This is a genomic window from Polaromonas sp., from assembly GCF_043778355.1.
Lineage (GTDB): Bacteria > Pseudomonadota > Gammaproteobacteria > Burkholderiales > Burkholderiaceae_C > Polaromonas.
Window position 1 is genome coordinate 20,474 of record NZ_JAYWHI010000006.1, and the last position, 25,468, is coordinate 45,941.

General features: G+C 56.4%; 22 protein-coding genes. 7 read left to right on the plus strand and 15 right to left on the minus strand.

Translation table 11 applies throughout. The annotated features are described in order from the left end of the window. Positions 1-121 precede the first annotated feature (121 nt). The 6 genes from ACH2CW_RS00615 to ACH2CW_RS00640 all read left to right on the plus strand — a co-directional run bounded on the left by ACH2CW_RS00615 (position 122) and on the right by ACH2CW_RS00640 (position 7,107). A complete protein-coding gene (locus ACH2CW_RS00615; RefSeq protein WP_395054785.1) occupies positions 122-880 on the plus strand; it encodes a FadR/GntR family transcriptional regulator in 759 nt (252 codons plus the stop codon). 76 nt (positions 881-956) lie between these two features. Further along, the gene (locus ACH2CW_RS00620) at positions 957-1,955 is read left to right on the plus strand and encodes a sialic acid TRAP transporter substrate-binding protein SiaP (protein WP_395054787.1); all 999 of its coding nucleotides are present in this window, start codon (positions 957-959) and stop codon (positions 1,953-1,955) included. A 109-nt stretch (positions 1,956-2,064) separates the two neighbouring features. Then, positions 2,065-2,637 (plus strand): TRAP transporter small permease, encoded by a 573-nt coding sequence (locus tag ACH2CW_RS00625; protein ID WP_395054789.1) that lies wholly within the window; start codon positions 2,065-2,067, stop codon positions 2,635-2,637. 12 nt (positions 2,638-2,649) lie between these two features. Beyond that, on the plus strand, positions 2,650-4,044 hold the full coding sequence (locus tag ACH2CW_RS00630) for a TRAP transporter large permease (protein WP_395054791.1): 1,395 nt from the start codon (positions 2,650-2,652) through the stop codon (positions 4,042-4,044). Positions 4,045-4,366: 322 nt separating this feature from the next. After that, entirely contained in the window at positions 4,367-5,893 is a 1,527-nt protein-coding gene (locus ACH2CW_RS00635; RefSeq protein ID WP_395054793.1) for a UxaA family hydrolase, read from the plus strand. A 149-nt stretch (positions 5,894-6,042) separates the two neighbouring features. Next, positions 6,043-7,107, plus strand: coding sequence for a malate/lactate/ureidoglycolate dehydrogenase (locus ACH2CW_RS00640; protein WP_395054795.1), 1,065 nt, complete (start codon positions 6,043-6,045; stop codon positions 7,105-7,107). A gap of 263 nt (positions 7,108-7,370) precedes the next feature. On the opposite strand, the gene slmA is transcribed toward ACH2CW_RS00640, so the two are convergent. The 7 genes from slmA to ACH2CW_RS00675 all read right to left on the minus strand — a co-directional run bounded on the left by slmA (position 7,371) and on the right by ACH2CW_RS00675 (position 15,322). Beyond that, the gene (gene slmA / locus ACH2CW_RS00645; RefSeq protein WP_395054797.1) at positions 7,371-8,006 is read right to left on the minus strand and encodes a nucleoid occlusion factor SlmA; all 636 of its coding nucleotides are present in this window, start codon (positions 8,004-8,006) and stop codon (positions 7,371-7,373) included. A 126-nt stretch (positions 8,007-8,132) separates the two neighbouring features. Beyond that, a complete protein-coding gene (locus tag ACH2CW_RS00650; protein ID WP_395054897.1) occupies positions 8,133-9,533 on the minus strand; it encodes an ATP-binding protein in 1,401 nt (466 codons plus the stop codon). Between the two features lie 90 nt (positions 9,534-9,623). Further along, positions 9,624-10,310 (minus strand): response regulator, encoded by a 687-nt coding sequence (locus ACH2CW_RS00655; protein WP_395054799.1) that lies wholly within the window; start codon positions 10,308-10,310, stop codon positions 9,624-9,626. A 162-nt stretch (positions 10,311-10,472) separates the two neighbouring features. Further along, the gene (gene argB / locus ACH2CW_RS00660; RefSeq protein ID WP_395054801.1) at positions 10,473-11,384 is read right to left on the minus strand and encodes an acetylglutamate kinase; all 912 of its coding nucleotides are present in this window, start codon (positions 11,382-11,384) and stop codon (positions 10,473-10,475) included. Between the two features lie 65 nt (positions 11,385-11,449). After that, the gene (locus ACH2CW_RS00665; RefSeq protein ID WP_395054803.1) at positions 11,450-13,369 is read right to left on the minus strand and encodes a polysaccharide biosynthesis protein; all 1,920 of its coding nucleotides are present in this window, start codon (positions 13,367-13,369) and stop codon (positions 11,450-11,452) included. Between the two features lie 89 nt (positions 13,370-13,458). After that, a complete protein-coding gene (locus tag ACH2CW_RS00670; RefSeq protein WP_395054805.1) occupies positions 13,459-14,769 on the minus strand; it encodes an O-antigen ligase family protein in 1,311 nt (436 codons plus the stop codon). Next, positions 14,756-15,322: a sugar transferase gene (locus tag ACH2CW_RS00675; RefSeq protein ID WP_395054807.1), complete on the minus strand. Its 567-nt coding sequence runs from the start codon at positions 15,320-15,322 to the stop codon at positions 14,756-14,758. Before ACH2CW_RS00675 ends, ACH2CW_RS00670 begins: the two co-directional genes overlap by 14 nt. Positions 15,323-15,531: 209 nt before the next feature. Here ACH2CW_RS00675 and ACH2CW_RS00680 point away from each other — a divergent pair, with 209 nt between their 5' ends. Then, positions 15,532-15,867 (plus strand): hypothetical protein, encoded by a 336-nt coding sequence (locus tag ACH2CW_RS00680; protein WP_395054809.1) that lies wholly within the window; start codon positions 15,532-15,534, stop codon positions 15,865-15,867. A 113-nt stretch (positions 15,868-15,980) separates the two neighbouring features. On the opposite strand, the gene ACH2CW_RS00685 is transcribed toward ACH2CW_RS00680, so the two are convergent. The 8 genes from ACH2CW_RS00685 to ACH2CW_RS00720 form a co-directional block, all read right to left on the minus strand. After that, positions 15,981-17,990: an acyltransferase family protein gene (locus ACH2CW_RS00685; protein WP_395054811.1), complete on the minus strand. Its 2,010-nt coding sequence runs from the start codon at positions 17,988-17,990 to the stop codon at positions 15,981-15,983. Between the two features lie 233 nt (positions 17,991-18,223). After that, a complete protein-coding gene (locus tag ACH2CW_RS00690) occupies positions 18,224-19,294 on the minus strand; it encodes a hypothetical protein (protein WP_395054813.1) in 1,071 nt (356 codons plus the stop codon). Continuing rightward, positions 19,281-19,880 (minus strand): serine O-acetyltransferase, encoded by a 600-nt coding sequence (locus ACH2CW_RS00695; RefSeq protein WP_395054815.1) that lies wholly within the window; start codon positions 19,878-19,880, stop codon positions 19,281-19,283. Before ACH2CW_RS00695 ends, ACH2CW_RS00690 begins: the two co-directional genes overlap by 14 nt. Next, a complete protein-coding gene (locus ACH2CW_RS00700) occupies positions 19,877-21,025 on the minus strand; it encodes an NAD-dependent epimerase/dehydratase family protein (protein WP_395054817.1) in 1,149 nt (382 codons plus the stop codon). Before ACH2CW_RS00700 ends, ACH2CW_RS00695 begins: the two co-directional genes overlap by 4 nt. Positions 21,026-21,148: 123 nt before the next feature. Continuing rightward, the gene (locus ACH2CW_RS00705) at positions 21,149-22,423 is read right to left on the minus strand and encodes a hypothetical protein (RefSeq protein ID WP_395054819.1); all 1,275 of its coding nucleotides are present in this window, start codon (positions 22,421-22,423) and stop codon (positions 21,149-21,151) included. After that, complete coding sequence (locus ACH2CW_RS00710; RefSeq protein ID WP_395054821.1) at positions 22,420-23,637, minus strand: hypothetical protein; 1,218 nt, start codon at positions 23,635-23,637, stop codon at positions 22,420-22,422. Before ACH2CW_RS00710 ends, ACH2CW_RS00705 begins: the two co-directional genes overlap by 4 nt. A gap of 19 nt (positions 23,638-23,656) precedes the next feature. Then, complete coding sequence (locus tag ACH2CW_RS00715) at positions 23,657-24,466, minus strand: hypothetical protein (protein WP_395054823.1); 810 nt, start codon at positions 24,464-24,466, stop codon at positions 23,657-23,659. 93 nt (positions 24,467-24,559) lie between these two features. Next, complete coding sequence (locus ACH2CW_RS00720) at positions 24,560-25,396, minus strand: class I SAM-dependent methyltransferase (protein WP_395054825.1); 837 nt, start codon at positions 25,394-25,396, stop codon at positions 24,560-24,562. Positions 25,397-25,468: the final 72 nt, after the last annotated feature.

Below are 25,468 nucleotides of genomic sequence, written 5' to 3' on the forward strand. Positions count from 1 at the left end.
CGGCAGCTCACCCCGCACAGGGTTTTGCCGGATATGGGTACCGGGGAATTCGTGGGATTATGAATTGGCCTTACCACTTGTCCAATTCTGGCTAACCCTTAATTTTCGAACTCTTTCTGCCGTGCCGCTGCAAACCGTCGAACCCCAACGCCTGTATCGCCAGATCGCGGGGCAATTGCGTGCGCTGATCAGCGCCGGGGAATTTGCCGTCAACACCCGGCTGCCGGCTGAACGTGACCTTGCCAAGCAGCTCGGCGTGAGCCGGCCCTCGGTGCGTGAAGCGCTGATTGCCATGGAAGTCGAGGGCTGGGTCGAGGTGCGCACCGGCTCCGGCGTGTATGTGCTGGACCGCAGCAGCCACGCCGCTGCCGCCGCCGCCAGTCGTCCGCAGATCGCACCCGACGAATGGGGGCCGCTGGAGCTGATACGCGCACGCCGGGTGATTGAAGGCGAAATCGCCTCGATCGCAGCGCTGCAGGCCAAACGCAAACACGTCACAGCCATGTGCAAGGCGCTGGACGTCATGAAAAAAGACGCCAACCGTGGCGTGTTGCCGCTGGAAGGCGACCGGGCCTTCCACACAGCGATTGTCGAATCGTCGGACAACGTCGTGCTGATCGAAACCGTGCAGCGCTTCTGGGACTCGCGACGCGGTCCGCTGTTCGAGCGACTGGGCGGGTACTTTGAAAACATGGAATCCTGGACCGCCGCCATCAGTGAACACGAGGCGATCCTGCACGCGGTGCGCGACCACGATGCTGCGGCCGCCCGGCTGGCCATGCATGCCCACATGGACAACTCGCACACCCGCTTCAGTGTGAGCTGGCGCCAGGCGCGGCAACTCAAGGAGCCCTTCGCCAGCCTGGCGAACGCCAGATAAGCCCTGAAATGCGGTGCACGGCTGGCGTGTGCATCGTTTCCCTTTGAAGCCAGTAACCACCCCAAGAGGAGACACCATGAAAGCGCTGACAAGAAAACAATTTGCTCTCAAAACAATAGCTGCTTGCGCAGTGCTGGCAGGGGCTATCGCCCCTTTTGGCATCGCAAATGCGCAAACCAAGCTGAAATGGGCCCACGTGTATGAGACCTCCGAGCCATACCACAAATGGTCGGTCTGGGCCGGCGAAGAGTTCAAGAAACGCACCAACGGCAAGTACGAGATCCAGGTCTTTCCCGCTTCCAGCCTCGGCAAGGAAAGCGACATCAACCAGGGCCTGCAACTGGGCACGGTCGACATCATCCTGACCGGCGCCTCGTTTGCGTCCAACTCCTACCCACGGCTGGCGGTCAGCTACTACCCCTTCACCTTCCGCGACGCCGACCACGTGATCAAGTACGGCAAGAGTGATGTCTTCAAGGAACTGACCGAGGGTTACAAGAAGGCTACCGGCAACACCGTGACGGCACTGACCTACTACGGCGCGCGCCACGCCACCAGCAACAAGCTGTTCAAGAACTGCGACGAGATGAAGGGCATCAAGATGCGCGTGCCGGACTCCCCGGCTTACACCGCGCTGCCGCGTGCCTGCGGCGCCAACCCGACGCCGATTGCCTTTGCCGAGGTTTACCTGGCGCTGCAGAACGGCACCGTCGACGCGCAGGAAAATCCGCTGCCCACCATCGAAGCCAAGAAGTTCTTTGAGGTACAGAAGAACATCATCCTGACCGGCCACATTGCGGACGCCCTGCTCACCGTCGTTTCGCCCGGCCTCATGGGCAAGCTGACGCCAGCCGAGCAGAAGCTGCTGGCCGACATCACGCAGGAAGCCGCCGAGAAGGCCACCAACGACATCAGGAAGCGTGAAGGCGAGCTGGTCGAGGAGTTCAAGAAGAAAGGCAACAACGTCGTGACCGTGGACCGCGCCGACTTCCAGCAGCGTGTACTCAAGGCCATCACCTTCGAGTCCATGAAGCTGGACAAGAAGGACTGGGACCGCATCATCGCAATCAAATAACCCCCCGAAGCGGCTCACTGGCGTGCGCCGCCTCCCCCCAGGGGGCGACACAGCGGCCCGGCAAAGCCGGTTCCGCGGTGTCCCTGAAAAAAAACAAGGCACTATTTCCATGACCCCATCCATTGACGACATGCCCAAGGTGATGGGCGACGACGGCGAGTTCCACGCGCAGGACGAAGCCGTGGACCTCGCGGGCACCACGCTGGAAGGCTGGGTGGCGCTGGGCTTCTTCTGGATCCTGGGCGCCACCGTCTTCTACCAATTCTTCACCCGCTACGTGTTGAACGATTCGGCCGCCTGGACCGAGGAGATTGCGCGTTACCTGCTGATTGCCGTGGTGTTCACCGGTGCCACCATCGGCGTGATCAAGAACAACCATATCCAGGTGGATTTTTTCTACAAGTTCATGCCCAGGCTGATGGGTCGTGTGATGTCGACGGTGGTGGACCTGATGCGCATCGGCTTCTTCGCGGCCGCTACTGTTCTGACCGGGATGATGATGCTCAAGCTCGGCAGCAACTCGCGCATGACCATGGTTGACTTGCCGATGAACTGGGTCTACGGCGTCTGCCTGCTCGGCTTTGCTGCGATGACCTTCCGCTCGGTGCAGATTGCGCTGTTTCACCGCCGGCGCGGCTACAGCGTTCTGGAGCGCCCCGAATCCTCGATGGACGACAAGTAACACCCACCCACCATGCTCAAAATCATTTTTCTGTTGCTCATGAGCGGCGGCATCCCGGTCGCCATCGCGATGGCCGGCTCCTCGCTGATCTACATCTGGTCGACCGGCAACCTGCCAAGTTTTGTGGTGATCCACCGCATGGTCAGCGGCATTGACAGCTTTCCGCTGCTGGCCGTGCCCTTCTTTATCCTGGCCGGCAACCTGATGAACAACGCCGGCATCACCAACCGCATCTACAACTATGCACTGGCGCTGGTGGGCTGGATGAAGGGCGGGCTGGGCCATGTCAACGTGGTCGGTTCGGTGGTGTTTGCCGGCATGAGCGGCACCGCGATCGCCGACGCGGCGGGTCTGGGCACCATCGAGATCAAGGCCATGACGGAGCACGGCTACAGCAAGGAGTTCGCGGTCGGCGTGACGGCGGCTTCGGCCACGCTGGGGCCCATCATTCCGCCCAGCCTGCCCTTCGTGATCTACGGCATGATGGCCAACGTCAGCGTGGGCGCACTGTTTCTGGCCGGCATTTTGCCGGGCCTGCTGATGGCGCTGATGATGATGCTCACCGTGGCTTATTTCGCCCACAAAAACGGCTGGGGGGCTGACGTCAAGTTCGAATGGCCACGTGTGATCAAGGCGCTGTCGGAGACGCTGGTGGTTGCCGGCTGGCCGCTGATCCTGTGGTTGTTGATCGTCAAGGCCGGGTTTCCGGCGCAAATCACGGTATTCGCCGGACTGATCGTCCTGTTCGCGGCAGACAAATTCTTCAAGTTCCAGGCCGTGTTGCCCATCATGACGCCGGTGCTGCTGATAGGCGGCATGACCACCGGCATCTTCACGCCCACCGAGGGCGCCATCGCAGCCTGCCTGTGGGCCATGGTGCTGGGTTTTGCCTGGTACCGCACGCTGAACTGGAAGATGTTTGTCAAGGTCTCGCTCGACACGGTGGAAACCACCGCCACGGTGCTGTTCATTGTTGCGGCTGCGAGCATCTTCGGCTGGATGCTGACCGCCACCGGCGTGACGGCAGCGATCTCGGAGTGGGTGCTGGGTTTTACCAAGGAGCCCTGGGTCTTCCTGCTGCTGGCCAACCTCTTGATGCTGTTTGTCGGCTGCTTTCTGGAGCCCACAGCAGCCATCACGATCCTGGTCCCTATCCTGATGCCCATCGTGCTGCAGTTGGGCATTGACCCGGTTCACTTCGGGCTGGTGATGGTGCTGAACCTGATGATAGGGCTGCTGCACCCACCGATGGGCATGGTGCTGTTTGTGCTGGCGCGTGTCGCCAAGCTGTCGGTGGAGCGCACCACCATGGCCATCCTGCCCTGGCTGGTACCCCTGCTGGGCTCGCTGGCCCTGATCACCTACTTTCCGAAGATGGTGCTCTGGCTGCCGAAGATGTTTTATTGAAAGATTAATGGCTATGTCAGCCCCGCACAGCGATAAAGCCGGCGCGTGTCTCAGCTACGCGGCTGTCCCCCGGCCTGCGGCCTCCTCCTTGATGCCGCTGCGCCGAACGCCGCACCGGCATGACCGTTGTCCAACTGCGTACGCCAAACCTGCGGCCAGCCTGGGAAGCTGGGGTGGGTAGCGAAGCGAAATCAAGGAGGAGCAGCGGCCTTAGGCCGCGCGGGGGACATTCGCGGAGCTGCTCACCCCGGCCTCCCGGGCCAGCACTGCACACAATCACACCACGAATTAAACAACTCGCAACACAAGCAACACCGAAACCATGACCCCCTTCATCAGACTCCACTCCGCAGACGATGTACTCATCGCCAGATCGCAACTGGTGGGCGGCACGCAAGCCGAAAACGTCACCATCAAGGGCCTGATTCCACCAGGCCACAAAGTGGCCACACGCGCCATCGCGGCCGGCGAGCCGGTGCGGCGCTACAACCAGATCATCGGTTTTGCCAGCAAGGCCATCGCGCCGGGTGACCATGTGCACACGCACAACCTCGACATGGGCCCCGACAAGGGCGACTTTGCGCGCGACTATGCCTTTGGCGCCGACGTCAAACCCGCGCCGACCAAACGCGAAGCGACCTTCATGGGCATCAAACGCGCCGACGGCCGCGTCGCCACGCGCAACTACATCGGTGTGCTGACCAGCGTGAACTGCTCGGCCACCGCCGCGCGTGCGATCGCCGACCACTTCTCGCGCCAGACCAACCCGGCAGCGCTGGCAGCCTTTCCGAATGTCGACGGTGTGGTCGCACTGACCCACGGCACCGGCTGCGGCATGGACGACAAAGGCATGGGCATGCAGATCCTGGAGCGCACGCTGACCGGCTACGCCACCCATGCCAACTTTGCCGCTGTGCTGGTGGTTGGCCTGGGCTGCGAGGCGAACCAGATCAACGCCTGGCTGGCGCACAGCGCGCTGCGGGAGGGCGACAACTTCCGCGTCTTCAACATCCAGGACACCGGCGGGACGCGCAAGACGGTGGACAAGGGCATCAGCCTGATCAACGAGATGCTGCCGCGCGCCAATGCGGTAAAGCGCGAGCCCTGCAGCGCGGCCCACATCACCATCGGCCTGCAGTGCGGCGGCTCCGATGGCTACTCCGGCATCAGCGCGAACCCGGCACTGGGCGCGGCGGTGGACCTGCTGGTGGCCCATGGCGGCACCGCCATCCTGTCAGAGACCCCCGAGGTCTACGGCGCAGAACATTTGCTGACACGCCGCGCCGTCAAACGCGACGTTGGTGAAAAACTGGTCGAACGTATCAAGTGGTGGGAGCACTACACCGCCATCAACGGCGGCGAGATGAACAACAACCCCTCGCCGGGCAACAAGGCCGGCGGCCTGACCACGATTCTTGAAAAATCGCTGGGCGCGGTGGCCAAGGGCGGCACCAGCAACCTTGAAGCGGTTTACGAATACGCCGAACCGGTGGGCGCGCACGGTTTTGTCTACATGGACACGCCGGGTTACGACCCGGTCAGCGCCACCGGCCAGGTCGCTGGCGGCGCCAACCTGATCTGCTTTACCACCGGACGCGGCTCGGCTTATGGCTGCGCGCCTTCGCCTTCGCTGAAGCTGGCGACCAATTCGGCGCTGTGGCGCAAGCAGGAAGAAGACATGGACATCAACTGCGGCGAAATCATCGACGGCGCCAGCACGGTGGCCGAAATGGGCCAGCGCATCTTCGAACTGGTGCTGGCGACGGCCTCCGGCGACAAAAGCAAAAGCGAGGCACACGGCTACGGGCAAAACGAGTTTGTGCCCTGGCAGGTCGGCGCGGTGATGTAGCTTGGTTCCACGCTCCCGCTTGTCATTGCGGGCCTGACCCGCCATCCATGCAGCACACGCCCGCGCTGGTAGTTCCTGAGGCATGGATCCCGGATCAAGTCCGGGATGACAGATGAATGCAGCATCACGGTAAAAACACACTTTTTCTTATGCAAAAAACCCTTCAAGCCCATGATTTGCAAGCGCAAGTAGCTACTGTTTTGATAGCAGCAGGCAGTACCCAAGAAGAAGCTGACACCGTCGCCGCCAATCTGGTGTTTGCCAACCTGAGCGGCCACGACTCACACGGCGTTGGCATGTTGCCGCGGTATGTGGACGCGGTGCTCGAAGGTGGCCTGATTCCCAACAACAAGCTGCGCGTGCTGCTGGACACCGGTTCGCTCTTGAGCCTGGACGGTCAGCGCGGTTACGGCCAGGTGGTCGGCCAGCAGGCCATGGCGTTGGGCATGGAACGCGCCAAAACCCACGGCAGCTGCATCATGACGCTGGCCAATTCGCACCACTTGGGGCGCATCGGCCACTTTGCCGAGATGGCGGTGGCACAAGGCCTGGTCTCCCTGCATTTCGTCAACGTGTTGTCGCGGCCGGTGGTCGCGCCATTCGGCGGCGCCGATGGGCGTTACGGCACCAACCCCTGCTGCATTGGCATTCCGCTCAAAGGGCGGGAACCTTTCATATTGGACTTTGCGACCAGCCGCGTGGCGCAGGGCAAGATGCGTGTGGCCCACAACGAGGGCAAGCAGGTCGAGGCCGGCATGTTGATCGACGAGTTCGGCCGCGCCACCACCAACCCTGGCGTCGTCGTGGTGCCGCAAAGCAATGGCCTGTTCGGCGCGCTGATGGCGTTTGGGGAACACAAGGGTTACGGCATGGCGGTGGCCTGCGAACTGCTCGGTGGCGCGCTGACCGGCAGCGGCACGGCGCACAAACCCGCCGACCCGGCGGTCCGCGCCGTCATCAACGGCATGCTGACCATTCTGATCGACCCAGCCAAACTCGGCACCCAGGCCAGCTTCGAGCAGGAGGCGCTGGCTTTTGCCGACTGGCTGAAAGCCGCGCCGGCCGCACCCGGCACCGATGCGGTACTGATCGCCGGCGACCCGGAACGCGCCAAACGCCTGGCGCGCCAGCAAAGCGGCATAGAGGTCGACGGTCAGACCTGGCTGGAGATCGTGGCAGCCGGCCGCAAGGTCGGGGTGTCGCTGCCGGACTGATCCCGCCAAGCGCTGGACACTCTGAAATTGATAGCTGCTTGCGCTTTCCGGCTATGGGCTGGAGGCATCAAAGACCATCCATCCTGCTGACAGAACACCTGCGGCCAGACGGCACTGGGAATTTTTGCCGGATTTATGAATAAATCGGCCTCTAGCCCATATCAGGTGGGCGTCACCAGCTCCTGTTTGGATAGCGCAACAGCACTCCTCGATGCTTCGACAAACGCAGGACAGGCCAGGCTCAGGGGGAACGACTCAGTCAATCAGCCCAGCAGCATGCCCAGGCTGGCGTCCAGATGTTCGGACGGCAGGCGCTTGAAGCCGGAACGCGAAAAGCGCTGCAGGCGGCCCATCATGAAAGCCACGATGACCGAGGCCTGAACCTGGGCCTGCACCGTCGGCATGGCGGCGCCATCCGAGGCTGCACCCTCACGAAGGTTTTGCTTGAGGCTGGCTTCGAGCTTGTCGAAAAACTGGTTCATGCGTTCCTGCAGGCGTTCGTTTTCAAACACCAGCGCGTCGCCAGCCATGACGCGGGTCATGCCGGGGTTTTTCTCGGCGAACTGCAGCAGCATGACGACCAGCTTGCGGGTGCGCACGGCCGGATCGGTTTCGCGTTCAGCAATCTGGTTGACCAGCGTGAACACGGTCTGCTCGATGAACTCGATCAGGCCCTCGAACATCTGCGCCTTGCTGGCAAAGTGGCGATACAGCGCCGCTTCGCTGACATCCAGCCGCGAGGCCAGCGCCGAGGTGGTGATGCGCTCCGCGCCGGGCTGCTCCAGCATGGTCGCCAGCGCCTGCAGGATCTGCACACGACGCTCGCCCGGCTTGGGCCGCTTGCGCGGTGCGGCTGCTGCGGGGAGGTCAGGACTCACTTCGGACTCGAACTCAGACATAGGCAGCGTTGTAAGAGATGTTTCAAAAGCTAAAAGACTGACTGGATTCTCTCACAGCTTATAGGGTTTTCCGGACGCTGCCGAGAGGGGGTTGACCCCCGAGGTGGGCTGGAAAAACCGTCACTTTCAGGGCGTCAGCGGCATCCGCAGGCGCACGCGCAGGCCGCCACCCGCCGCGCTGGCAGGCTCAAGCATGAGCTGGGCCCCGTGCAGGCGCGCAATCTCGTCGGCGATCGCCAGGCCCAGGCCATTGCCCTCGCCAGCGGTGCCGGGCACACGGTAAAAGCGTTCGACCGCGCGCGTGTATTGAGCGGCAGGGATGCCGGGGCCGTCGTCTTCCACCTCCACAAACACCTGCGCCCGCCCCGTCGCCGGGTGATCCTGCTGCCCGCAGCGCAGGGTCACGGTGCCGCCGGCCGGGGTGTACTTCACGGCGTTGTCGACCAGGTTGCTCACCAGCTCGCGCAGCATCCATTCATGGCCGGCCACCTGGGCAAAACCGGCGTCGAGCCCGAGATCAATGTTTTTGGCACTGGCCGCGTCCAGGTGCAGGGCCAGCACCGATTCGCACAGGTCCTTGAGGTCCACCCGCTGCTGCGGCTGGCTCGCCATGCTGGAGGCATCGGCGCGCGACAGCGCCAGCAACTGGTTGGCCAGTTGCGAGGTGCGCCGGGTGGCGCTGCGCATGGCAGTGATTTTTTCCGCAGACAGCGTCAGTTGCCCGCCCGCCGCCGGCGCGCCCGCCGCCTGGGCCCAGGCTTCCACCTGGGCCTGCAGCCCGGCCAGCGTCGTGCGCAACTGGTGCGCGGCATCGGCCACAAAGCGGCGCTGGCCTTCAGCCTGGGCGTTGACCAGCGCAAACAGCCGGTTCAGCGAGGCCACCAGCGGCTGCACCTCCGCCGGCGTGCTGCCGGGATCAATGGCGCTGAGGTCGCGCGGCGAGCGGCGCTCGACCGCGTCCTTGAGCGCCAGCAAGGGCCGCAGCGCGCGGGTGACCGCCCAGTTGACCGCAATCCCGGCCGCCAGCACCAGCACGAGGTTAGGCAGCAGCACCTTGAACATCACCGAGCGCACCCACTGCTGGCGCGCATCCGAACCGTCGGCCAGTTGCAGAATCAGTTCGCCGGCGGCGGTCCGGGCGCGCTGCACCGCAATCCGGTAGGTCACGCCGTTTTCCTCCATGCTGTGCAGCTCGGGCTCGCGGGTGGCGGGCACCACCACGCTGATCCAGCTCTCGCCCGCCAGAAAATTTCCGGCTTCGTCGGAGATGCGAAAACCGGCAAAACCACTGTGCGCCTTGATGAATTCTTCCAGCGGCGGCGCCAGCAGCATCACCGGCGCGCCGCCCGGCGCGCCGGGGGCCAGCACCGAATCAGCGAGCAGCGGAATCAGCCGGGTCAGTTGCTGATCCTGTTGCAGGGCGGCATTGCCAGCGGTACGGTAATCGAAATAAACGCTGACCAGCGCAAACAGGCTCAGCGGCAGCAGCAGCAGCAGCAGCAGCCGGCGCTGCAGGCCGGACTTCATCGCTGCTGGCAGGCTCCCGGCGGCGGGCGGGGTGGCCGGGCTGTCGACAAAAGCGCCGGGGGGCGGGCTCATGCGTTTTTTCGCCAGGTCTCAGGCGCCAGAGGGCGGCGCATCGACCAACTCCAGCCGGTAGCCAAACCCACGGATGGAACGCAGGGCCACGCCATGCGGCTCCAGCTTGCCGCGCAGGCGCGAGATGTAGACCTCGATGGCATTGGGCGTGATTTCCTTGTCCCAGCCGGTCAGCGCGGCCAGCAGCTTTTCCTTGCTGGCCGGTTTGGGCGCATGCACCAGCAGGTATTCCATCACCGTCCACTCGCGCGGGCCCAGCTCGATCAACTGCCCATTGGCGCGCGCCTGGCGGTTCGCAGAATCGAGCTCCAGGCTGCCGAAACTCAGGACGGCGCTGGTGGCCGCCTGGGATCGGCGCAGCAAGGCGCGCAGGCGGGCCAGCAGCTCGGGCAACTCAAAGGGTTTGACCATGTAGTCGTCGGCACCGAGGTCCAGCCCCTGCACCCGGTCTTCCAGCGCATCACGCGCGGTCAGGATCAGTACCGGCATCGCCAGGCCGCGCCCGCGCAGGCGGCGCGTGAGCTCCAGGCCATCGGTACGCGGCAGGCCGATGTCAATGATGGCGGCATCAAAACTCTCAGCCAGCAGCACCTCCTCGGCACGCTCGGCGCTGCCGACCCAGTCCACCGCATAACCAGCGTCACTGAGCCCCAGCTTGATGCCACTGGCCAGCATCACGTCGTCTTCAACAAGGAGCAATCTCATAAAGCCTCAACAACGTAGGGAAACGCGTCCAGGAAGCCTAGCGAGCGGCTGTCAGGCTAGGCGCACGGAGCGCAGCAACCGGAATGTGCTTGACGCACATGAGGATTGCGAGCACCGCGCAACGACGCATGGCAGACGCGCAGTAGCTTCATGGGCGCGTTTTCAATGACTCCGGATCATGGTGCCGTACGCCTGATCGGTCAGAATTTCCAGCAGCATGGCGTGCGGGACCCGGCCGTCAATGATGTGCACGGAGTTGACGCCGCTTTTGGCGGCGTCCAACGCACCTTCGATCTTGGGCAACATGCCGCCAGAAATCGTGCCGTCGGCAAACAACTCATCAATCTCGCGCGCGCTCAAGTCGGTCAGCAACTCGCCGGCCTTGTTGAGCACGCCGGGGGTGTTGGTCAGCAACACCAGCTTTTCGGCCTTGAGCACAATCGCCAGCTTGCCGGCCACCACGTCGGCATTGATGTTGTAGCTCTCATTGTGTTCACCAAAACCAATCGGGCTGATCACAGGGATAAACGCATCGTCCTGCAGCGCCTTGACCACGCTGGGGTCTATGCTGACGATGTCGCCGACGTAGCCGATGTCGTGCTCCCTGGCCGGGTCGTCCTTGTCCAGCATCTTGAGCTTTTGCGCGCGGATCAGCCCGCCGTCGCGCCCGGTCAGGCCCACCGCCTTGCCACCGGCCTGGTTGATCAGGCCCACGATGTCCTGCTGCACCTGGCCGGCCAACACCCATTCGACGACCTCCATGGTTTCCTCGTCGGTGACACGCATGCCCTGGATGAACTGGCCCTTCTTGCCAAGCCGATTCAGAGCCGTCTCGATCTGCGGCCCGCCGCCATGCACCACCACCGGGTTCATGCCGACCAGCTTGAGCAACACCACGTCCTCGGCAAAGTCTGCCTGCAGCGCCGGGTCCGTCATGGCGTTGCCGCCGTACTTGATGACCAGCGTCTTGCCATGGAACTTGCGGATGTAAGGCAGCGCCTGCGCAAGGATCTCGGCCTTGTCGCGGGGACCGACGTGGGAGAGATCGGGGTCGGTGGGGGAGGTGATGGTCATGGCCAGGGTGTGAAAGTGGGGAATATGTGAATTGTGCCGCATGCATCCCGAAGCGCACCCAACCTCTAACTCGGCTGGTATCCCTGCACGTGGCGTTTAAGCATAGCCTTGATGGCATGAACGTCGTTGACTTGCGCAGCGATCCGGAATGCTTGCAATTCAGGGGCCAGCTCTGCCCAGGACAAGAAAGGCTCATGGGCTTTCATGATCCGAGGGTGAGCCGTGGTTTCAGGGCTGTCGCCGATCAGCAGCTCCTCAAAGAGTTTTTCTCCGGGTCGTAATCCTGTGACCTTGATCTCAATATCACCAGTATCCGCACCTTCTTCCCGCACAGTTAACCCTGACAGCTCAACCATGCGGCGCGCCAGATCCATTATTTTCACAGGTTCGCCCATGTCCAGCACAAAGACATCACCACCCACAGCCATGGCGCCGGCCTGAAGAACCAACTGCGCCGCTTCGGGAATGGTCATGAAATACCGGGTGACCTCGGCATGAGTCACCGTCAGCGGACCGCCATCGTTGAGCTGCCGGCGAAACAGCGGCACAACGCTGCCGCTTGAGCCAAGCACATTGCCAAATCGAACCATGGTGAAGCAGGTATTGTTCGCATGAGCGATGCCAAAGCCAGGACGGGAGTCGATGAAGATGGGGGTTCTTTCGTCCGCCAGCGCTTGCAGCACCAGCTCGGCCATTCGTTTGCTGGCCCCCATTACATTCGTGGGGCGCACCGCCTTGTCGGTCGAAATCAGTACGAAACGGTCGACCGAGTTCTCAAGTGCGGCGCGAGCCATGTTAAGCGTGCCGAACACGTTATTTGCAATACCTTCACCGGCATTGCCCTCCACCATGGGCACATGTTTGTAAGCGGCTGCATGGTAAACGATGGCTGGCTGGTACAGCTTGCACAAGGCCGACATCCGGTCGTAGCTGACCACGCTTCCGAGCAAAGGCACAAGCTCAACCCGCAGTTCAGCCCCGGACTCCCCGGCGGAGCACAGTGCCTGAAGCTCCTGGTGGATTGCGTACAGTCCGTACTCGCTGTGGTCCACCAGCAACAATTGGCGTGGTCCTTGCAGAAGAATCTGGCGACACAGCTCGCTGCCGATGCTGCCGCCCGCACCGGTCACTAGCACGACCTTGCCAGTGATATCCCGCGCGAGTAGTTGCCTGTCAGGCGGAATGGGGATGCGCCCCAACAGATCTTCCACATCCAACTCACGAAAATCCCTCACCGTCACCCGACCGCTGGCCAAGTCGGCCCAGGCTGGCAATGTACGGATATGAACAGGCAACCCACGCAAGCTTTCGATAATGCTATTTCGGCGTTCCCTCGATGCACGGGGCAATGCCAGCAAGATATCAGTCACCTGATGCCGGTCCACAACCTGCGGTACGTTGATGAGGCCAAAGACTGGAACACCATTGATGCTGCGCCGCATCTTCGAGGCATCATCATCAATAAAGCCCATCAGCTTGTACTGGCCCGTGATGCCAATCGCTGTGGCCGTCTGTACGCCGGCATTGCCTGCACCGTAAATCAGCAAACGCCCTTCCACATGACGAGCCATGCGGCCGGGGTCCGACAACCAGAACCGAGCCAGCGCGCGGCTGGTGCCCACCAGCACCAGAAAAATCACCGGCTGCAACAACCCAATGGTTCGCGGTATGCCGGGCCACTGCTGCCACAACAACAGGGTGAAAAGCAGCGCCCCATAAACAGCTACGGCCTGCGCGGTCGCCACCAAAGCGGCCAGTCCGGTGTACCTGAAAATAGCGCGATAAAGCCCGAATTTGACAAAAATTGGAATGGCCAGGACTGGCGCCATGGCATATGCCAGCCACTGCACACCAGCCGGCCAATGCAGCATGTCCAGCCGCAGAGAAAAAGCCAACCACATGGAAACAACGGCCATGACCGTATCCAGCGCCATGACCAGCAGCCATTTGGTCCAGCGCGACCAGCCGAGAACATGGCTACGCATGGGTTATGGCCAACGAAGGTAGACGGCAAGGGTTTTCCACACTGCTCCCAATCTGCGAATCAATGGCTCGCTTCCCTGTCTTCATATTTCTACCCACCCGTCTTCACATTTGTTGATGGTTCTAGACCGCCGCTATTTTGCCGCTCGTCCTCTTCCCGACTATAAAAACCATAAGCTAACAAGACCCCCAGCGAAACACAGAAAAAATCACCGATGTAGGCATCGTACAGGGAGGAATTAGACAGACACGAAACAACCAGCGCAAGCAACACCGACTGACACGCCCAGATCACAGAACGGTCCATCTTCCGCAAGTCAAGCAATACCGCACCCAAAAAGGCAAACAACAGCAATATTCCGCCCACTCCAAGCTGCACACCCCACAGCAGAAACTCCTGGTGCGGGTTGCCATGTGATTTGGGGCCAAAGTCCTGGTGCCCGGGATTTTTCAATCGCTCAATCCTGTTGTATTCCGTGAGCCAACTGCCGGCGCCGAACCCAATCAATGGTTTCTGGGCGATGGCTTCGACTGATGTTTTCCACAAGCTCAGCCGCACCCCGCTTGAAGTCCGGAACTCAGGCTTCACGGAGTATTCCGAGACCTCTATTTTGATAGCAGACAACCTCTGCGCGACCTTCTCGGAACTGGAAAAGACGATCAAAAACAGCAGTGGCGGCACCAGCAGCGACGCCAGGCGATAGCGGCGGGGCAAAGCCCAGAAAATGGCCAGCGATACCACAGCCACACCCACCAGATAGCCGGTACGTCCCATGAAGACAATAAACACGTTGCCCAATGCCAGGAGCGAGAGCGCGATGGCAGCGTAAAACCAGCGCCGATCGGGTACCAGCCGTCTCAAATGCCAGAAAACGGCAGCAAGCACCGCGCTCATGATGCCTTGATCCAGGTAACTGGAAAACACCGCAAAATAATCCCTCGCCATCTTTGACGTAGCCCACGGAATCGGTACCTGGAAATAGAGCAACCAAGAACTGATCACCAAAAAAGCCTGCGCGCCCAGAAAAAACACCAAGGCATGGAAGGCCTCCTGGCGCGTTCGAATTAACACCAGAAGCGCAGGAATGACCAAAAATTTCCCGTACTTGCCGAGCGCCCCCAGCGCCTGGTCCAAAGGAGCGGAAGTCCAGAGAAGACTGAGCGCGAAAACAAACACCGCAAGCGTGGCAAACAGCGGTGCCCACATCTTGCGCAGGGCCGCTCCGTCTGCGGGAAGCCTTCTGCAAAAAAGAAGGACTGGCAGCACCGCCAGAACAAGCAAAACCTTGCTGATGCTGATGATGGCCATCGAGAGGCCGACCGATGCCGCAGCCAGGCAAACCAGCCCCAAGCGCAGACCAGGAATTCGAAACGTCACCGGCCAGCCTTCAATGCGATACACCGTCCCGGCCCAGCACTTTCACAAAAGTGAGCCAGAGAATATGCATGTCGAGCCTCGGCGACTGGCGCTGCAGGTACTCGACATCCAGCTTGACCTTGTCAGGTATCGGCAACTCATCCCGCCCGTTGACCTGCGCCCACCCCGTCAATCCGGGCACCAACTCATGCACGCCAAATCGTGTGCGCAGGTCGATCAGGTCATGCTGGTTAAAGAGTGCAGGGCGGGGGCCAACAAAACTCATGTCGCCCGCCAGAATGCTCCACAACTGCGGCAGTTCGTCCAGGCTGCTCTTGCGCAAAAAACTTCCAATCGGCGTAAGGTGTGCTTTGGGGTCGGCCAGCAAGTGTGTCGCAACCGCAGGGGTACCCACCCGCATGCTGCGGAACTTGGGCATTTTGAAAATTTTGTTGCGGCAGCCGACCCGGTCCGACCAGTACAAGGCTGGCCCCGGAGAAGTCAGGCGCACCAGCGCAGCCACCAGCAGTATCGGCGCGGCCAAAATCACAGTCGCCACCGCGGCCAGCGATAAATCGATCATTCGCTTTAGATGCATGTCTTTTAGTTTACCTCCGCGATTCATCTGGCTGGACTTGCTTGGAATGCAAAACGAACCCGCCAAAAGGGCGTGCGCTTCCCTGTGCACCTTGGCATGGATTTGCTACCCCTGCCAAGGCCACACACTCTTCGCACGCCAGCTGTGCACACCACCTGGCTGGCATCACGTGTCTTCTGCATGCCAGCGGCTCTTCGAATTTGACCTGGATGGCGGCGGTCTACGCGTTCGACACCTGCATCACCAAATGGTGTCTGTCGGTGTTCGACTGGATACCATTTCGCGCCAAAACCCGCACCCATGGATCGGCAAAAGTGCTCGACGAACTTGAACGCAATATGATTTGCGCGGAATTCCATGACGTGCCGCTGCGCGCTGCACCGGCTGGTCTGCGGTACGGGCGGGTGCATGGTGCGCTCACAGTAACAGACGAAAAGTCTGCAAGTCGGATCCGTTTGCCACTTTGGATCGGCATCACTCAGGAACAGCAAAGCTTCATAGCGGCCACGCTCAGATCTGCGATTGATCTGACCCAGAACTCCTGACGGGTCCCAGTAAGCAATCCACGACGGCAGCGTTGCCCAAAAGCCCCTCGTTTGAAGTCTCTTCAGATGGATTCAGCGGCCCATGGAGACATAGGCTCGGGTGCAGGTGCAGGTTAAATTGACAAAAACTTTTTCAGTACTTCATTCCTGGACAACTTCGAAGTAAGCCAATTTATACCGTCCAAAGTAAGGTGCTCTCTGTCAAATATTATTGGTCGCGACATGGCGCCATCCAGAAATAAAGGGCACTTTGTGCTGTCGCAGCGAATTTTGTAAAAGTCGACGACAGGCACTGCATCCAAGCTTGCCCGCAAGCGCGACGCTATCTGATCTTGTCCAGATCTGTACATAGAAAAATCGTCGACCTCCACTTCAGCTGGAATGCGTTTATTAGCGTTATATTTTTTTACAATGAAGTTATCGATGCTGTCGAGGAAGGAAGGCATGCCTGCCATCACAATCAACGGAACGTCCAATGACTCAATTTTCTTTATTCCCGCAATATATTCTGGAATTTGCTCCGGGAACACCCGGGCTGCCAAAATAATCCCGCCCAGTTTTTTCTGCTTTGTCAACGGTTCAATTAAGGCAAGCAAATCCTTAAAGCATGATTTTCCCGCAATGTTTTTGAATTCAACAGCCATGCAGCTGGACTGATGCAGCATTGAAAACTGTATGGATGGAAATGCTTGCCTTAGCGCGAAAAGCGTGTCTCTGCCAATGCTGTCTCCAATGATTAAATATGAGGAGTCTGCGACAGAACTTTGAAGACAGGTATTTAATCTTGCAAGAGAATTATCGTCGTCATAACTGCAAGGAAGTTGCCTATGCAACACGCCCGAGTAAGCGCCGCTATCACCATTAAACGATCGATCCACCTGCTTCATATATCGCTGACGTTCGTGGTGAATTCCGCTCAACACCACGCCCGTTTCTCCGTATAAAAAACTTGCACGCGAATAATTGGCGCTTGGGATTTTCGCCGAAAGCACTACGAGTCCGACGAGCAAGCAAAAAATTGAATAGGCCTGAAGGAGTTGTAGGGTCTCCGAAAATATTCTTCGCTGTCGTATTGGCTGTTCAAAAAAATGAAAAGTTATGACCGAAAGAACGACCGTGATGGCCATAGCCCAATACACCCAATCATCCGATCTAGGCATAGCTGACTGTACCCCAATAAATATCGGCCAGTGCCACAAATAAAGGCCGTAGGATAATCTCCCAATATATCGGATGGGTTGCAATGAAAAAATTCTACCAATTACGGATGAGGGGCCGGAAATGAGGAGAAGTATCGTACCAACAACAGCTGGAACAGCATTCCAGCCAGGAAATACGGTTTGCTTGGTATAGGTAAAAGCTGGATACAGAACGAGGAGAATGCCGATCAAAGCAATCGAATTGGCTTTAACTTGAGTTTGATATGCAGATAATTTCCTGCCCTCAACATTCATTGACTGAGCGATACCCAAGCAGCAGCCTGCCAAAATCTCCCAAAATCTTGCCCACGAATTATAAAATAGCGATTGAGTGCTACCCTGTAATGCCAAGTAATATGAATAAAGAAAGGAAGCAGCAGCAAGTGCAGCTATGACAAATAATACTTGCTTATTGCTTAGTCTTCTCCATAAAACCACAAGCAATATTGGAAATAGTAAATAAAACTGTTCCTCAATACCAAGTGACCAGGTATGGAGCAGCGGCACATCAGAGGCAGGGCTGAAGTAGTTTACATCATACAGAAAAAACCAATTCGAACTGAGGGCCAGGAATGCGATGAGGCTCCGCCCGAAGTCTTCATACTCTTGAACATAAAATCGGGATGAAAACCAAAATGAGGTAGTCAGAGCAACAATGAATGCCGCAGGAGCCAGCCGCCGGATTCTGCGTAAATAAAATTCTGAATAACTGAATTTTTCTGCACGAATTTGAGTAATTATTAAATTACTTATCAAATAACCCGAGATGACGAAGAAGACGTCAACACCAATATATCCACCCGAAACAAATGCAAAGTTTGCGTGATATAAAATGACTAAGACAACGGCAATTGCCCGCAACCCATCTATATCGGACCGGTATCGCAAAGATGCAGATGGCGTTTTCTTGGCATTTGTAATCATGTCGCTGCGTGCATTCAGGTTGAGATCCGACAGAAGAGCTATTTATTACGCAGCAGGCTGCTGAAATATAAAGTCGATGAATTATGAGGTCACCAGACGGCTCTGGTGAGATATGTCGCCCAGCCGGAACGACGCCCGCAACGTATGGAGCGCTTCAGTTCAGTTGTCAATATAAAAACCTGACGAAGCTCGGAGCCGTGAAGGTCAGCAGCAAATCTGACGCCTTGCCCGCGTCAACCAGGTGCATGCTGCACTCCAAAGCGTGCTCTACTATTTCTTGCTGCATCCTGAAGAGTGAGGAGTTCGGACGCCCATCCCTCACAGGAGTAATAGCTTCTGAGCGCATCCGAGACGGCTACGTAAGGCTGTTCAAGAAACTCGGTCGGAATCTCTGGGCTAACTCTGCTGATCACATGGACCCGCGACGGGTGGTAAAGATTGCTGATCAAAATTTGCTTGTTGGTTGTTACAAGCTTCTTGCCCGCCAGTAGAGTTTCAATAGTGCGCATGGTGAAACCGCGCTGACGTGGATGCTCCACGTCCAATACAGCCCTGGAGCAGGCGACCTTCTGCGCAACTTCAGCAGCAGGCATGGGCTTTACTGAGAGAGAGCCTTTCGGCGCAAACCACAAGGTCCAGTCACCCAGCCGGCGCATGAAAAGTATCAGCGGACTCTGAAAATAGGCGAACACGAAGCTTCGTCCTTGCATGCCATCACGCTGGCGCAAACGATGAATCACACGGTGGCGATCAGAGTGAACAGTTCCGATAAAACACCAATCAAACAGTGGTGCACTCGGCATTTCGCTCCCAAGTGAGGCACTCCGCCAGAACAAGGGGCGGTAGGCCCAGCCGAAGCTCTTCGCATCCACGGGATCGAAAGTTGCCACTGAGTCAAAGGCCGACAGAATATTGGACACACCTTTGACGTTCTCGACGCCATCCCACAGATAAAGCCCCATGCTCGCCTGTGGCAAAGCGTCCCGAATCTCAAGTGCCATCCGCTTTGACAGCCCCTCTCCCTTGATCACCAAAACATGCGAGATTGACGCCAGATCCAGTTGACTCAATCGCTCCATAAACACGCGCTCTGACCAGCGAACTGTCAGCGCGGGAACCAACCGAAGTGCGAGCTTGTACCAGGTGGCACTACTGGCGCGCTCATCCCACCAGGATACGGTATATCCCATCGAGCGCAGGGTCTCCGAGATCGAGATGTGGTAGGAGAACGTCCGTGGTGAAACCAGGAGAACATGGCCACGACTAGCCGCTTGCGTACCTGTTTCCTTTTCACTGTGCGTCATGCTCGGTCTGTTTCCTATCTACAGTTTTGGCCGGGATGCCCACCGCAACCAACCCCGGTGCGACATCCGATAGCACCACAGCGTTCGCACCAATACGCGACCCAGAACCCAAAGTTAGCCCACCCAAAACCTTGGCACCAGAACCAATCGTCACCCCATCGCCCACTGTGGGGCGTGAGGCCTCCAGATAGGAAAAATCGAGTTCGCGTGCGCCCAGTGTGACGCCTTGAAAAATCGTGGCATTTTCACCAATGCTCCAGGCGCCAATAACCGTTCCCTGGGTATGCGGGAAAAACAAACCTTTGCCAATAGGGCACCTCACCGCTATTTCAATGCCAAACAAGAAGAAGTTAAGCAAGGAAACGAGCTTGGCAACTGGCCCAATCTTCATGCGATAAAACCAGTACGCCAACCTGCACAGCAGTACCGGAACAAATCTTGGCGACAGAACGCCCAACCAGAGCCTCAGGCCGGAAACCCGATCGGCCGTACCGTGCATCACGACCTGCGCCCTCCGCAAATCAGCCGCCAAATAGGGCAGCAGTCTGAAGTCTTCAGCCGGACTGATCTTGGCAGCATCACTCATGTGGCGGCCGCGCTTCCCATCAGGCCCCTTGCCGCCAGTTCGTTGACAGAGCGCAAATAGGCCGCCTTGTCCTCCGGCGCTTGCTCCGCAGCCCAACCCAAGAAGTTAGCAAGCCCCTGCGTGAAAGGCATCTTCGGCACAAAGCCCAATACCTGCTCAATCTGTGTCACATCTGCAATGTTGTGTCGAATGTCTCCCATGCGGAATGCGCCAGTCACGCCTATGACGCTCTCGCTATTGAAGAAGGCTTTGATCTCTTGGGCCACTGTCATCACGCTTACGGCCTCGCCGGAACCCACGTTCAAGGCGCCGACGAATTGCCCGGGGTAGTTGATGCTTCGTACCGTGGCTTCTACCACATCATCGATATAGACAAAATCCCGCGATTCCAAACCATCTTCATAAATCTCAATAGGCTGGTTTTGACGCGCAAGATTCGAAAAAACGGCCAAGATACCTGTGTAGGGATTCTTGAGAGACTGCCCTGGCCCGTATACATTCTGGTAGCGAAGGCCAAACCCGTTGATACCCCTGGTTTGGGCAAACAACAAAACAGCCTGCTCCTGCACCTGCTTGGTCAACCCATACATCGACATGGGTCTGAAAGGTGCTGATTCCGGTGTTGGCAACAACTTTACCGCCGATCCACAAACAGGGCACAAAGGCTCGAACTGCCCCTGCGACATGAGCGTCCGACCCCTCTGATCCGGAAACACCATGCCGTCTGTATCGCACAGGTAAGCTCCTTCGCCATAAACTGCACGACTGGAAGCAACCACAACTGAGCGGATCGACTTGGCGCAGTCTTCGTTATGCAGCAGGTCAAGCATAGTGGCGGTGCCTTGGACGTTGACGCTGAAATAACGATCAATCTCATACATTGACTGCCCGGTACCCGTCTCAGCGGCCAAATGCACCACGGTGTCTACTCCCGTCAATGCCCGCCGCATTGTGTCCCGATCACGAACATCCGCCTTGATCAAATTGACATGTCCATCGAGATCGACAGGAAGAGCTTCTGTGGAGTGAATCTGTGGACTGAAGTTATCCAGAAGTCGAACTGAGCAACCCTGCTTCAACAAAGATCTCGCCAAGCGCTGGCCAATGAAGCCTGCGCCGCCAGTGATAAGTATTAAATTGGGCATTAATATTTTTCTATCTAATCTGAATTGGTTGTATCACTACTGCTAAATCAATATCTACAAAATAACAAGATGATGGCAGTTGGTTTGAAGTGAAATACGCTTGGAGCCACGCCTGCATCGTCTCTAGCTATTCAATTTAAGAGAGCGAGTCGGGTATGCCTGCTGCACAGCGATGTCGTTCCAGCGCTGCCTGTACAGAGCACAAGCATAAATCAATGAAAATAACGGAGCGGATATATAAAATTGACTCAAAAATATCAACGGAACTGCAATCAAAATTATTTGCCCCAACAGATTTCGAGGTTGGTTAACAAATAACCGATGTATGAACATGAACAGAAATGGCAGGACCAGGATTCCCCCTTGAAATAGCAACAACCCAAAACCAGATGGTGGCCCCGTCAGACTGAGGTCGAGAAGCCAGTCATATGTTTTCAGTATCTCGGTTCTGGCTTGTAGCCACGTATCATGTGAAAGACCGTGGGGTTGCAAACCAGATCGAATAGAGTCGCTCAATACCGCCCATAACCCACCAAGCCGCATGTTTACGCTGTGATCTATCACCAGAAAAGTGGCTGGGTCTTCGATCGCTTCTTTCATCAGGCTGATCAAACGGCTATCCGTATCTCCCATAAGCTGTAACAGGGACGACAGCACTGCCAAGAAACTCAAACCAATAAGGACCAGCGCGATGCCCCATAAGGTTTTGTATCTCATTAACCAAATTAATGTGGACGCCAGCAATATCAATGCAGCACTACTGGACGCCGCTAAAACAACTGCCGAACCTATGCAGCCGAAGACCAAAAAGCGGCTGATTTTGCTGCTGTCCAGCAAAGCAAGTGCAGCACCCAATAACAAAGTGTGAAACGCATTGTGTGTGGGCTCAGGTGCAAGTCCCAACACGCCACGACCAGATAAAACTATATCCGTAGCGCTGTTGCCCCACTCACCCAGAAAGGATGTAGCGAACTCGGGATTTATCAGCAGTTGAATTATGGATACGAACAACCAAATTACGATAGAGCCTTGCAGAATCAATATAGTCTGTCTGGTCTTATGTTGAATAACCGCAACAAAACCAGGAACCATCAGCAAGGGGCTGAGGTATGTTAATAAATATTGATACTCGAGGGGGTTATCGTAAGGAAGACATGTGATGATGTATAGCATCACCCCAACAAAACCAAGGCCTGCAATGGCGATCTGATCGTATTTACGCCATTGAAAAACGACGCCAAAACAAAAAACAAACAGTATTAATCCCACAAATAATGCGTAAGGTTGCGTGTAACCGCTGCTAGGCACTATTTGCACGTATGGGAATGTGCTGGCCAGCAATAATAGTGGAGCCAATATTTTCACCACTACTGCACCAGCACCCAACTGTTTTTTCATGTCGAAAGTTTCACGCGAGTGAGCGCCCAGCTCAATATGGCTACCTGTAACCAGCGAGAGATGGCCGCAGCACCGACAAAATACTCCACCGACAAGGATTGATAAATAGCGGTAGCAAAAAGTATAAAGAAGAGAAACCCCGCGAACACACTTGCTACCAGAATAAAGCGCTCGCCATCATTGGCAATAAGATGAAATTCAATCAAACTGTATATTTGTCCCGCCGCTATCATTCCGGCTAACACCACGGAAATATCCGATATGGAAAATTTCGCCAGGAAAGCATCGATAAACGATAAATTTTTACCCAACAGCAATGCCACCACACCAATGAGGGCAAGTAATGCCAGAAGAACCGCCTGCATGCCCAGTGCACTGATGCGAGATTTATCCTGATGCCGCAAATGTACAAATTTGATGATCAGTGGACCAATATATTGTGTGACCACATTGACAAGCATCTGGAACACCTGTGGTAGCAGCATGATGACGCCATAAGCCCCCGCTGCCGAAGATCCCAGTGCGGATCCAATCAGTGCACGATCAGCCATGCTTGTTGAAGCTGTGAGCATGCCTGCCACATAGAGACTTCCATGACCTTTTTCACTTAGTCGCGCGCCATCCGCCTTCAAGCTATGAATGCCTTCCGGCGCTCGGGCATACAATTTTCGCAAGGCAGAAGTTGAATAGACGCTTGTGAGCACAGCAGCCAGAATTTCTCCGCTCATTGCGCCGAACCACCCCCAAAAAACTCCGCCAATCAAAGCAAGAAGGAACCCCAGCCCACTGCGCCATAAAAAGAAAGTTCGCAATACTTCACGCGAGTCTGCAGCACGATGTAAAGAGGCAAATATTGAGAGCCAGGCGCTGAGTAATCCCAGAAGGCAAATGCAGGCAACATGCCTCCAATCGAATGACACCTCCCCGACGGCCACGACGGCCATTCCAGCCGAGGTCAGGAGAGTAAAACGCAATAATAATGTCTTCAGAACAGCTTTAGCGTTGTCCACGATCTCTGAGCGTTGACCTTCTGCCCATTGCCGGGGGTACTGCTTGATGGTTCGCTCGATTAAACCGAAACTGGCAATGGCACCACCTAGAGTCGCCAATCCGAAAATGGCAACGTATTGGCCATAGTCGGGGGCATCCATAAAGGACGCCAAAACAATCAACTTTAAAAATCCGAAACTGGATGCCAGTAGCATCCAGAACATAAACCAGCCCATCTGAACACTAGCTCAACTGCAGCATCGCGCTGAGGAGCTCTACACCCAAATCGGGGCGTACTTGCTGGGCAGCCTGGAAAATTCTCTCTCGGTTTTCTCTTATGAGGGGCACCGGCTGAACATAAGGAAACCATGAGCTGAAAGTCACAAAGATGGCAAGACGGGATTCTTTGCAGCGACTGCCGTAGTGGTAGCAAACTGATGGATCAACGTAAACCATCGAACCTGATCGCCCCAGAAATTGATGGCGAGGATTATTGCCGAGCTCTCTAGCAAACTGGTCATCAGCAATTCGCCTGACGATCATCGATCTTCCGATTTGTTGAGTTGCCGCTTTGTCAACAAACACAAAAGGGCCATCGTCGTCGCCATTCACATCATTTAGATAAATAATTGCGTGAAACGATTTTCGGTCTGCATAATCCAAATGCCAGTGTTGGCTTTCTCGAACATCTCCCTTGGTCGAGTAGGAATACAGCACCTGTATGCTGTCCAGGATTAGCTTGTTCCCGAAATAATCTGCAGCGACATCCAATATTTCTGGCGAGAAGGCCAGACGAAATACCGGGTTGTCCGGATGAATATCCTCTTTGCTGAACAGGTTAACAAACGGGTGACCACTATCTTTAGGAACGACGGAAGTCGTGCGGGCTCGATACATCTCCTGCGCCTCTACGACGTTAGGTCCATCGAGCGCATCGGGCACCTGGTAGCCAGATCGCTCCACCTCCTGACAGATAGAAGTCCTTACTGGATAGGGCTTAAAAATATATCCCCACCTCATATCAAACAGCTTGGTCAGATAGCGAACTGGCACGAGTCTCCATCGGATAAAACTCGCAATTTTTCTGACACTTGACATTTTAAACCGCCTATCCAATCAATACTGGTGACACTATTCGCAAATACATCAAAGGGAATTGAGCGCGCCATTTTTTCTAAAAATCGCAATCATCGGATCCCCCATCACTTTGGTTTCCGATCCGTCACTCTTAAATATATAATCTTTCGGCTCGATTTTAAAAATCTCATCAATCTGATCAAGAGAATTTAGCACCTCGTTGCTGCCGATTTGATATGTAACACCCACATTAGCAGAAACAATCTTTGAGTCAAATTCCACATATGCATTACCAACTGCAACAATCCCCCCAGGCTTAGTTATGCGCAAAATTTCAGCTGCAGCCAGCTCCCGATTATCACTATAGCCCAGAACCCACCCACAAATTACTACATCAAAGCTATTGTTCTCGTATTGCATTGAATGCATATCTCCGACATCAATTAATGGAGAATATGAAAATAAATCTATCGCAAAAATATTCTTACGCTTAAAACCATAACCCATCAAATTATATATTTCACCCTCAACCCTTGGACCAATAGACAGCACTCGCAAGCTCTCTATATTTCGCTTTACCCAGCCGATACTCAACAGTGGTCGTATCAATATATGTGATCGAGGTGCCGAAAGTTCCCCCACGCCTCGCATATTATGTTCAATAGTATTTTTTGAATTTGCATCGCTTATTATTGCGGAGAACTTGCGCCTCCTCAGCAAAAGATAAAATAGAAAATAGCGAGGCAAGCAAACGACAAATCGCACGAAGTCGATTTGCAAAAGCTGTCTGGGCGCGGCAATTATTGATTCAACAAAAAACTTCAGGAATATGAGAAAGGGTAGAATAGCCGTATTTAATCTAGGCCTTGTCTTGATGTAATTATTATAAAAAGTTTTTGCGTTCATTTTAATGCGATTAGTTAAGGTTTTTTATCGTCAAAAGATCTAAAGGCAGGCAATCAAATCCAGGAAAATTAC

Coding starts and splice junctions, on each gene's coding strand:
- ACH2CW_RS00685 (WP_395054811.1), bottom strand. CDS start 17,990: ATGATTACAAATGCCAAGAAAACGCCATCTGCATCTTTGCGATACCGG.
- ACH2CW_RS00700 (WP_395054817.1), bottom strand. CDS start 21,025: ATGCCCAATTTAATACTTATCACTGGCGGCGCAGGCTTCATTGGCCAG.
- ACH2CW_RS00650 (WP_395054897.1), bottom strand. CDS start 9,533: ATGAAGTCCGGCCTGCAGCGCCGGCTGCTGCTGCTGCTGCTGCTGCCG.
- ACH2CW_RS00710 (WP_395054821.1), bottom strand. CDS start 23,637: ATGTTCTGGATGCTACTGGCATCCAGTTTCGGATTTTTAAAGTTGATT.
- ACH2CW_RS00690 (WP_395054813.1), bottom strand. CDS start 19,294: ATGACGCACAGTGAAAAGGAAACAGGTACGCAAGCGGCTAGTCGTGGC.
- ACH2CW_RS00675 (WP_395054807.1), bottom strand. CDS start 15,322: ATGCATCTAAAGCGAATGATCGATTTATCGCTGGCCGCGGTGGCGACT.
- ACH2CW_RS00705 (WP_395054819.1), bottom strand. CDS start 22,423: ATGAAAAAACAGTTGGGTGCTGGTGCAGTAGTGGTGAAAATATTGGCT.
- argB (WP_395054801.1), bottom strand. CDS start 11,384: ATGACCATCACCTCCCCCACCGACCCCGATCTCTCCCACGTCGGTCCC.
- ACH2CW_RS00695 (WP_395054815.1), bottom strand. CDS start 19,880: ATGAGTGATGCTGCCAAGATCAGTCCGGCTGAAGACTTCAGACTGCTG.
- slmA (WP_395054797.1), bottom strand. CDS start 8,006: ATGTCTGAGTTCGAGTCCGAAGTGAGTCCTGACCTCCCCGCAGCAGCC.
- ACH2CW_RS00635 (WP_395054793.1), top strand. CDS start 4,367: ATGACCCCCTTCATCAGACTCCACTCCGCAGACGATGTACTCATCGCC.
- ACH2CW_RS00640 (WP_395054795.1), top strand. CDS start 6,043: ATGCAAAAAACCCTTCAAGCCCATGATTTGCAAGCGCAAGTAGCTACT.
- ACH2CW_RS00720 (WP_395054825.1), bottom strand. CDS start 25,396: ATGAACGCAAAAACTTTTTATAATAATTACATCAAGACAAGGCCTAGA.
- ACH2CW_RS00680 (WP_395054809.1), top strand. CDS start 15,532: ATGGCGGCGGTCTACGCGTTCGACACCTGCATCACCAAATGGTGTCTG.
- ACH2CW_RS00625 (WP_395054789.1), top strand. CDS start 2,065: ATGACCCCATCCATTGACGACATGCCCAAGGTGATGGGCGACGACGGC.
- ACH2CW_RS00655 (WP_395054799.1), bottom strand. CDS start 10,310: ATGAGATTGCTCCTTGTTGAAGACGACGTGATGCTGGCCAGTGGCATC.
- ACH2CW_RS00620 (WP_395054787.1), top strand. CDS start 957: ATGAAAGCGCTGACAAGAAAACAATTTGCTCTCAAAACAATAGCTGCT.
- ACH2CW_RS00665 (WP_395054803.1), bottom strand. CDS start 13,369: ATGCGTAGCCATGTTCTCGGCTGGTCGCGCTGGACCAAATGGCTGCTG.
- ACH2CW_RS00630 (WP_395054791.1), top strand. CDS start 2,650: ATGCTCAAAATCATTTTTCTGTTGCTCATGAGCGGCGGCATCCCGGTC.